The sequence below is a fragment of the Vibrio sp. MM46 genome (assembly GCF_027587135.1).
In the GTDB taxonomy this organism is placed as follows: domain Bacteria; phylum Pseudomonadota; class Gammaproteobacteria; order Enterobacterales; family Vibrionaceae; genus Vibrio; species Vibrio harveyi.
This window is the reverse complement of record NZ_JAPPTO010000046.1, coordinates 1-8,288: the sequence shown is the minus strand read 5'-3', so window position 1 is coordinate 8,288 and position 8,288 is coordinate 1. Positions and strand designations below refer to the sequence as shown.

The window sequence follows — 8,288 nt, the reverse complement described above, 5'->3', positions numbered from 1 at the left end:
GTTTATTTCCTACTTTTTTGAATTGCAATTTCGTTAAAATCATAAACAAAAAAAGTGTTTCTCATAAAAGAAACACTTTTTACATATCAAATATCTATATAAGATCTGACTCGCAAACTAAGGCTAGAAAGGGGAATCCCTATAAGTTTTATACGGCAATCGATAAACCTGAAATGTTTTCTTTAGCCCAAATTAATGCTTGCACTCTGTTTTTTACATCAATCTTCTTGAAAATATTGTGGAGGTGAGTCTTAACAGTATTTTCGCTCACAAATAGTTGCTCTGCGATCTGTTGATTCGAAGCCCCCATAGAAAGGAAGGTGATGATTTGTTGCTCTCTTTTGGTCAAAATTGCGGACACGCTCTTATTAACTGGTCTGCTATGTCTGCGCAGATGGGTGATGTATTGCTGAGAAAACTTACGGCTAAACCACATGTCACCCTGTAATACTTTGCCAATTCCAGCCTGTAATGTGCTGATATCGTCCGATGTGTAGAAGATACCCGCGAGTGTCTGCCATACAAATAGCTCTTCCGTTGAAATCGATTTGTCACAATTTAACAGAACTTCAATGGCATCTTTTAGCTCTGCTTTTTTAAACTCCATGTAACGAGAGAAGACTTCATCAGTCATAACACTATAATCGAGTAATATAGCGGAGACTGCTTCCAATGGAATTGTGTGCTTGGTGAGCTTTTCAGGGGCTATCAGAAAGACATTAATACCGAGTTTGGTTTCAAGAACATCTCTCAACAATGAAGACTGCAAGCTATCCTCAGTAATTAAAATTACGTTCCTTATATCTTTGTGCTCCATCTCGTTTGCAGTCCTTAATCATTTTGATTGAAATAAGCAATAGATTTAGGTACAGCGGGAGTATTGTCAAGTATGAAAAAAAGTAGTAACAAGGATTAATCTGTTGATTAATAAATAGATTAATAGGGTGAGTTAAATGGCGGGTATTAAAAAAGGGAGTATAAAACTCCCTCTTTATTAGTGAACTGGCACTGAATTTTTCTGATTGAACTTACCAAAGTATTGCTCAAGAACCTCTGGTGTCAGCTTTCCTTCAGCTTCTAGCTTCTTCAGTTCCGCTACGATTTCTTGTTGTTCTTCAAGAGATGGTAGCTTCACTTCAGGCTCGTCACCGGCTTCTTGTGAGATCAGTTCTAGTTCTTTTTCGAAATCATTCATAGTACTTACCTAAATATCGAGTCGTTAAACTTGTAAACTAGGTCTATTCTATCCAACTCTAGAGCTTGAAGCTACCAACCATCTTATCCAAGCGAGATGACAGTTCTTGTAGATCTCGACTTGCGCCAGCCAACTCTTCTGCCGTCGCAGTGGTCATTTCATTGATAGCGTTAATTTCTTCAATGTTCTGGTTGATGGTATGTACAACGGTTGATTGCTCTTCTGTTGCCGTCGCGACTTGCGTATTTCGATCTGAAATATCGGCGATACGCTCAGAGATATTCATCAGAACATCCACGGCTTCATCTGTTGATGCCACACCTTCAAACGTTACCGCTTTACCCGCTTCCATTGCTGTCACAGCATCTTGAGCATCACTTTGAAGTTGGTTAATCATCTTCTGGATCTCTTCAGTAGAATCAGCAGTACGTGACGCAAGATTACGCACTTCATCCGCTACCACAGCAAAGCCTCGACCTTGCTCACCCGCACGCGCAGCTTCGATCGCAGCGTTAAGCGCAAGTAAGTTGGTTTGCTCAGAGATATCACGAATCACATCCAAAATTGAGCCAATGTCTTTGGTCGTTGTCGCAAGTTGAGTGACCACCATGCTTGTGGTTTCCACATCACCAGCAAGGCGACTGATCACTTCTTTTGCTTGCGTTACGACTTGACGGCCTGTTTGGGTGTTATCAGACGCTTGGTTTGCCGTATCTGCCGCTGTTGCCGCATTAGATGCGATCTCACTGATCGTCGCACCCATTTGGTTGATCGCTGTTACTACCTGAATAGTTTGGTCGCGTTGCTCTTGGCTATTATCGTGCGTAGATGTTGCCTTACTTGAAACACTGTCTGCTGCTTGGCTTAGCGCACCACTGGTTAGCGATACTTCTTTCATGGTAGCGTGGATCTTCTCAATAAAGCCGTTAAAGCCTTTTGATAGCTGAGCGATTTCGTCGTTACCTTTGATTTCAATACGCTGAGCAAGATCACCCTCACCTTCACCGAGGTCAGTGAAGCGGTCAGCGATTTGACGAATTGGGTTAGTAATGCTGTTGGCAAGTAGAACACCCATCGCAATGAAGATCAGCGCCACGATTGCTGTTGTGAACAACATTTTCTCTGCGGTTGCATCTAGATCAGCAAACACTTCATTCACAGGAACCACACCAACAACAAACCAGTCCATTGACGGCACGTATAGGCTCGACACAAACATGTCTTGCCCTTCGAACTCAGTCGTAACTAGATTAAAGTGACCTTTATTTAGCAATTGAGATGCTGCGCCGCCGAACAATTGATTAATAGATGTTTTGTTCTTACCTTGTTGGCGATGGATTTGGATGTCACCTTTACTATTTGTTAGGAACACATAACCCGTTTTCTCAATTTTAAATCCATTAAGTAGCGATACCATGTCATCCATCGACTTAGACAAACCAGACATCGAAATACCGTTTACGTCTTGGTAGTTGGCAAACATTTTCACGTCGCCATTCGCTTCTTGGAATACGCTAACTGACGTATCTTGACCAGAAGAAGTAAAACCAAAGAACCATGCGTCTTGTGAGTGGTTAAGTTGACGCAGGAAACCATTTTGGTTCCAGTAGTAAGCCGTTTGTCGGTTCGCAACGGAAGCGTCGTTCAACTGATATTGGGATTTAACATTGTTAAGCTGTTGAACAAGTTGTGCTTCTACTGATGGGTTACGGTCTGTCGTTGATAGGGCTTCAACGACAAATTCATTAGTAGCAAGTTGTTTTGCCGCTTGTTGCATCTGTACAACTTCGCGGTCAATTTCAGTATTAATTTGCTGCAACATAGCAGGCAGCTCAATGTCGATTAAGCGGTGACTTAGCACCTCACGTGCATGGCGCTGAGCCATCACACCGACAATAATTGTAGAAGCAAGAACGGCAAAAGTAATACCGATGACAACCTTCTGTTTGATACTCAGGGAATTAAGTTTCAACATATCTGGACCTTTAAAAGAATCACTTATTATCTGCATTCTGAACAGAGTAAAACTAGGTGCATATAAGCTTGGTATGCACGGCATGAAATCTATATCGACCTCCCCCTACAAAACTAGAGAAAATTCTCACAAAATTATGCAAATGTGATGTAACAGACTGTCGAGTAAGGTAATTCACGCTTTTCAATGGCTTGCAATCACTTTACTCGCCCCAATATTGAAAAGATAAATTACGCGGACGTACTGGAACTTTTCCCCTTGAGAAAGTGACCAATACTCAAAACAAGAATCATATGGATACCCAGAGAGTCCAAAAAATGCACAAAACAAACTTCGAAACTCTTCAAAGCTACTTAGAGTCTCAGATCATTGGTCAGCATGATCTCGTTAAACAGCTTCTTATTGCTCTACTTGCCGATGGGCACATCTTGGTTGAAGGTCCTCCAGGGTTGGCTAAGACCCGTGCGGTTAAGTCTCTGTCGGATTGTGTAGAAGGTGATTTCCACCGAATTCAGTTCACACCTGACTTACTGCCAGCAGACTTGACGGGCACCGATATCTTCCGTCCAGAAACAGGCGAGTTTACCTTCCAGTCTGGTCCAATTTTCAACTCATTGATCCTTGCCGATGAGATCAACCGTGCGCCGGCTAAAGTGCAAGCTGCGATGCTTGAAGCAATGGCTGAGAAGCAAGTGACAGCGGGAAGAAACACCTATGCCCTACCAGAGCTATTTTTGGTGATGGCGACACAAAACCCGATTGAACAAGAAGGTACTTACCCACTTCCAGAAGCGCAGCTCGACCGCTTCTTGTTGCACCTTGATGTAGATTACCCAGATGCAGAGCATGAACTGGCGATCTTGCGCATCAACCGTGGGGAGGCAAAAGGTGAAGCAACGGTTGAGCGTCCAAGCTTAAGTCAAGAAGACATCTTCACTGCGCGTAAAGAAGTACTCAATATCCATATGGCAGATGCGATTGAGCAATACATCGTTCGTCTTGTTATGGCAACTCGACAGCCAAGTGATTACGACTCAGAATTAGCGAAATGGTTGTCTATGGGGGTGAGCCCACGCGCGACAATCGCCCTTGACCGTTGTGCTCGCGCTCATGCATGGCTAGCAGGTCGTGACTTCGTCTCACCAGAAGATGTTCAAGCCATGGCCTACCCTGTGCTACGCCACCGTCTTCTACTTAGCTACCACGCTCAAGCAGAAGGCATTACAACGAATCAGGTTATCGACAAACTTCTTAGCCTTGTAGGTAGCGCATAACGTAGGTAGGTGACATGTCTGCATCATATACATTGCCACCTCATGCGAATGGGGTGACATTGACCCTAGAAGAGCTGCTTCAATATCGCACTCAATCGGTTCGTTGGTTGCCACCAGCCCAGAGTATTTGGTCACAAATGAGCGGTAATCATACCAGCCGTCAAAAAGGTCGTGGTATGGACTTTATGGAAGTGCGCCAATATCAAGCGGGTGATGATATCCGCAGCATCGATTGGCGAGTTACTGCTCGAACGGGAAAAGCGCACACCAAGTTGTTTGCTGAAGACAAAGAACAAGCGGTGATTTTGTACATCGACTTGAGTCCTAGTATGCACTTCGGATCGCAATACGTGTTGAAATCGGTTCAACTGGCGCACTTCGCTAGCGTCTTGATTTGGCTAACATTAGCCAAGAAAGACCGCATTGGCGCGGTGATTGATGATGGTTCCCAGTGCATTGAGTTCCGCCCGTCCTCTTTACAAAAGCAAGGGCTGAGAATTCTTGACGCGATAGTGAATACTCACAATCAATTACTTACAAATCAACAAGCTGCCAGCACACGCACGTTGCCATACATGAGTGCAATTGAAACGCTGCACAACCTCACTCCGAAAGGCAGTGAACTGATTCTGCTGAGTGATTTTGCTCAAGTTGAAGAGAAAGAGTTGGTTCAACTACGCCGGTTAAAACAACACAACAGTGTTCGTGCAGTGCAGTTTTATGATCCTCTAGAGCGAGGCGAAACTGACTTTAGAGGACAAGCAAAAGCGTCTGATGGACACCGTAGTCAATGGTTTAACTTCGGCTCAAAGGGACAACGTAAGGAATTAGAGTCTCACTTTGTCAAACATCAGCAAGCAATCAAACAACAATGTCATTCCATGGCAATTCCGTTTAATAGCCTATCGAGCGGGTTACCGCTGGTCCAGCAATTAAGCTAATAACAGCAACAACATACAAATCATTCAAGCAGTAGTAATAATGACAACGAATAACCAAAGCCTAAACCTTGAACCTTTGATCCTACCTAATGCACCTGATTGGTTCCCACTCGCTTGGGGATGGTGGGCTGTTTTGGGCGGTGTAATTCTTTCCATCTTAATTGTCGCATTGTACTTAAGGTGGCGTTCAAAGCGTCTTGTTGCAAAGAAGACCGCATTGAAACTGTTAACCAACCCAATAACACCACATACGCCTTCTTCTGCATTAGAGGTTCTTCGTCAAGCAGCTTTGAGTTACTTCCCTCGTGAAGACATCGCGCCATTAACAGGCTCTGCTTGGTACGAGTTTCTTGATAGTTACACCAAAGAAACTCGATTCGTCGACAAACAACAACAGTGGCAAGCGGCGCTGTATCAAAAATCTGGTCAAGAGCAACATCAGGATTTGATTGATGATTGCACTTTCTGGATTTCGACCGCATTGCCACCAAAGAAAAAGGCAAAAACTCGTGACTGAGGCAACTCTCATTTCGAGCCTTTCTCAGTGGATGAACATTGAGTTTGTCTGGTGGTGGGCACTGCTATTACTGCCCCTACCTTGGATAATTTTTAAGTTCTTCCCTGAAGAGACTCAGCAAGCTGAAATTAAACTGGCGTATTTGCCAGATAATCAGCACAACAGTAAACCAAAGCAACTGGTACAAAAAGCCCTGTCTGTTGGAGTATGGGCTCTATTGGTCATCGCCTGTGCTCGCCCCGTTTGGTATGGCGATCCGGTCGACTTCCAACCCAAGTACCGCGATATGATGTTAGTGGTCGACTTATCTGGCTCAATGCAGAAAGAAGACATGAACTACAATGGCGAATACATCGACCGCCTAACCGCAGTCAAAAAAGTCTTATCCGACTTCGTAGCAAAGCGCCAAGGTGATCGTTTAGGTGTGGTTTTATTCGGTGACCACGCTTATCTGCAAACGCCTTTGACCGCAGATCGCAAAACCGTGATGCAACAAATCAACCAAACCGTAATTGGTTTGGTGGGCAATAGCACCGCGATTGGTGATGGTATCGGTCTAGGAACAAAAACCTTTGTCGATAGTGATGCGCCACAACGTGTCATGATCTTGCTTAGTGACGGGAGCAACACATCGGGAGTTCTCGATCCTATCGAAGCGGCTAAGATTGCCAAAAAATACAATGCCACTATTTACACCGTTGGCGTAGGTGCTGGCGAAATGATGGTGAAAGACTTCTTCATGACGCGCAAAGTAAATACGGCTTCAGATCTTGATGAGCAGACACTGACAAAGATCGCAGAAATGACAGGTGGTCAGTACTTCCGAGCGCGTGATGCTAAAGAACTTGAAAAGATCTACGACACCATTAACCAACTAGAACCAGTCTCTAGTGAAACCCAAACCTGGCGTCCTCAGTCGGAATGGTTCCCTTATCCACTAGGCGCAGCACTTGCACTTTCCGTGTTCTTGTTTGTAGTAAGGAGAAAACATGGCTGAGTTTACTTTCTTACACCCATATTGGTTGCTAGGCTTGCTCGTCGTTCCTGTCGCGCTTGCCCTTAATAGTCAGTACAGAACGAAAAAGTCATCATTAATTGCTCCTCATTTAGCAAAGATGCTTGGTCATTCAGTCAAAACCAAACATTACTTTGCAGTATGGGGAGTGGCTTGGGCAGTAGCATGTATCGCCTTGGCAGGTCCTAGTTGGCAAACCAACACTCGCCCAAGCTTTGAGTTGAGCCAAAATCGAGTGCTAGTTCTGGACATGTCACGCTCTATGTACGCAACGGACGTGAAGCCAAATCGACTGTCACAAACGCGCTATAAGGCACTGGATTTACTGCCGAAATGGAAAGAAGGCTCCACAGGTTTGGTCGCCTACGCTGGTGACGCTTATACACTTAGTCCACTCACGACAGACTCCAGCACACTTGCAGGTATTATCGAAAACTTGTCTCCTGAGTTAATGCCCTACCAAGGCTCTAACTTACCATCAGCAATTGAAACAGCAGTGAACCAGTTCACTCAAGCAGGCGTGAGTCAAGGTGATATCGTTCTATTAGCGGACGACTTAGATGACACTGAGCTTTCTCGCTCATTGGCATTGCTTAACGGCAAAAACATCCGTGTGTCAGTACTCGCTATCGGCACAGCAACAGGTGCGCCTATTGCCTTGCCTGACGGTTCATTAATGAAGAACCGACAAGGTAATACTGTGGTAGCCAAAACAAACCTAAAAAACTTGCAAAAGCTAGCAAAGGAAACCGGCGGACTGTTTGTGCCAATTCAGCACAATAACCGTGATGTTGAGAACATCGCAGCCTTTACCAACAACGCTAGCCACAGCCTAGGTGCGAAACAAAGTGACGATGTCAAAACCGATTCTCGCTTGAATGGTGGTTTCTGGTTGCTACCTTTGTTGCTTTTTCCTGCCGCTCTGCTCTTTCGACGCGGCATGATTTGGGTACTCATCGCAACAGTATTGCCAATGACTTGGATGCCGAAAGCAGAAGCTAATGCCTTCCTAAACCAAAATCAGAAAGGTGAGCAACTCTACCAGCAAGGTGAGTTTGAGAAAGCGCAAAATACCTTTACCGATCCAAATTGGAAAGGCGCGGCAAGTTATCAAGCGGGCGACTATGAAAGCGCTATTGAAGCATTCTCAAATAACCCAAGTTTGAATGGGCGTTATAACCTTGCGAACGCACTTGCCCAAAACGGGCAATTGGAAGATGCAGAAAAACTCTACGAACAGTTAATCAAAGAAAAACCTGACTTTGATGCTGCGAAAAAGAACCTGTCGGTTGTAGAGGAGAAACTGAAACAGCAACAGCAACAGCAACAGCAACAGCAACAGCAACAGCAACAGCAACAGCAACAGCAACA

At 44.6% G+C, this 8,288-nt stretch carries 8 protein-coding genes; 5 read left to right on the top strand and 3 right to left on the bottom strand.

Annotation, left to right across the window (positions count from 1 at the left end; all coding sequences use genetic code 11):
• Positions 1 to 148: 148 nt before the first annotated feature.
• The 3 genes from OH459_RS27110 to OH459_RS27100 form a co-directional block, all read right to left on the bottom strand.
• Positions 149 to 817, bottom strand: coding sequence for a LuxR C-terminal-related transcriptional regulator (locus OH459_RS27110; protein WP_005452827.1), 669 nt, complete (start codon positions 815 to 817; stop codon positions 149 to 151).
• 177 nt (positions 818 to 994) lie between these two features.
• Positions 995 to 1,195, bottom strand: coding sequence for a hypothetical protein (locus OH459_RS27105; RefSeq protein WP_005452830.1), 201 nt, complete (start codon positions 1,193 to 1,195; stop codon positions 995 to 997).
• A 58-nt stretch (positions 1,196 to 1,253) separates the two neighbouring features.
• Positions 1,254 to 3,170 carry a methyl-accepting chemotaxis protein gene (locus tag OH459_RS27100; protein ID WP_005452832.1) on the bottom strand — a complete coding sequence of 639 codons (1,917 nt, stop codon included), beginning with the start codon at positions 3,168 to 3,170 and terminating at the stop codon, positions 1,254 to 1,256.
• A gap of 317 nt (positions 3,171 to 3,487) precedes the next feature.
• Between OH459_RS27100 and OH459_RS27095 the strand changes: the two genes are divergently transcribed.
• From OH459_RS27095 to OH459_RS27075, 5 genes are all read left to right on the top strand, one after another.
• Positions 3,488 to 4,444: an AAA family ATPase gene (locus tag OH459_RS27095; RefSeq protein ID WP_017818515.1), complete on the top strand. Its 957-nt coding sequence runs from the start codon at positions 3,488 to 3,490 to the stop codon at positions 4,442 to 4,444.
• Positions 4,445 to 4,458: 14 nt separating this feature from the next.
• Positions 4,459 to 5,385, top strand: a complete 927-nt coding sequence (locus OH459_RS27090) for a DUF58 domain-containing protein (RefSeq protein WP_005452842.1) — start codon at positions 4,459 to 4,461, stop codon at positions 5,383 to 5,385.
• A 40-nt stretch (positions 5,386 to 5,425) separates the two neighbouring features.
• Positions 5,426 to 5,902 carry a DUF4381 domain-containing protein gene (locus OH459_RS27085; protein WP_005452844.1) on the top strand — a complete coding sequence of 159 codons (477 nt, stop codon included), beginning with the start codon at positions 5,426 to 5,428 and terminating at the stop codon, positions 5,900 to 5,902.
• Positions 5,895 to 6,899, top strand: a complete 1,005-nt coding sequence (locus tag OH459_RS27080) for a vWA domain-containing protein (RefSeq protein ID WP_269989616.1) — start codon at positions 5,895 to 5,897, stop codon at positions 6,897 to 6,899. Before OH459_RS27085 ends, OH459_RS27080 begins: the two co-directional genes overlap by 8 nt.
• Positions 6,892 to 8,288 (top strand): vWA domain-containing protein (locus OH459_RS27075; protein ID WP_269989615.1); only part of this gene is annotated, 1,397 nt, incomplete at its 3' end. The genes OH459_RS27080 and OH459_RS27075, both read left to right, overlap by 8 nt.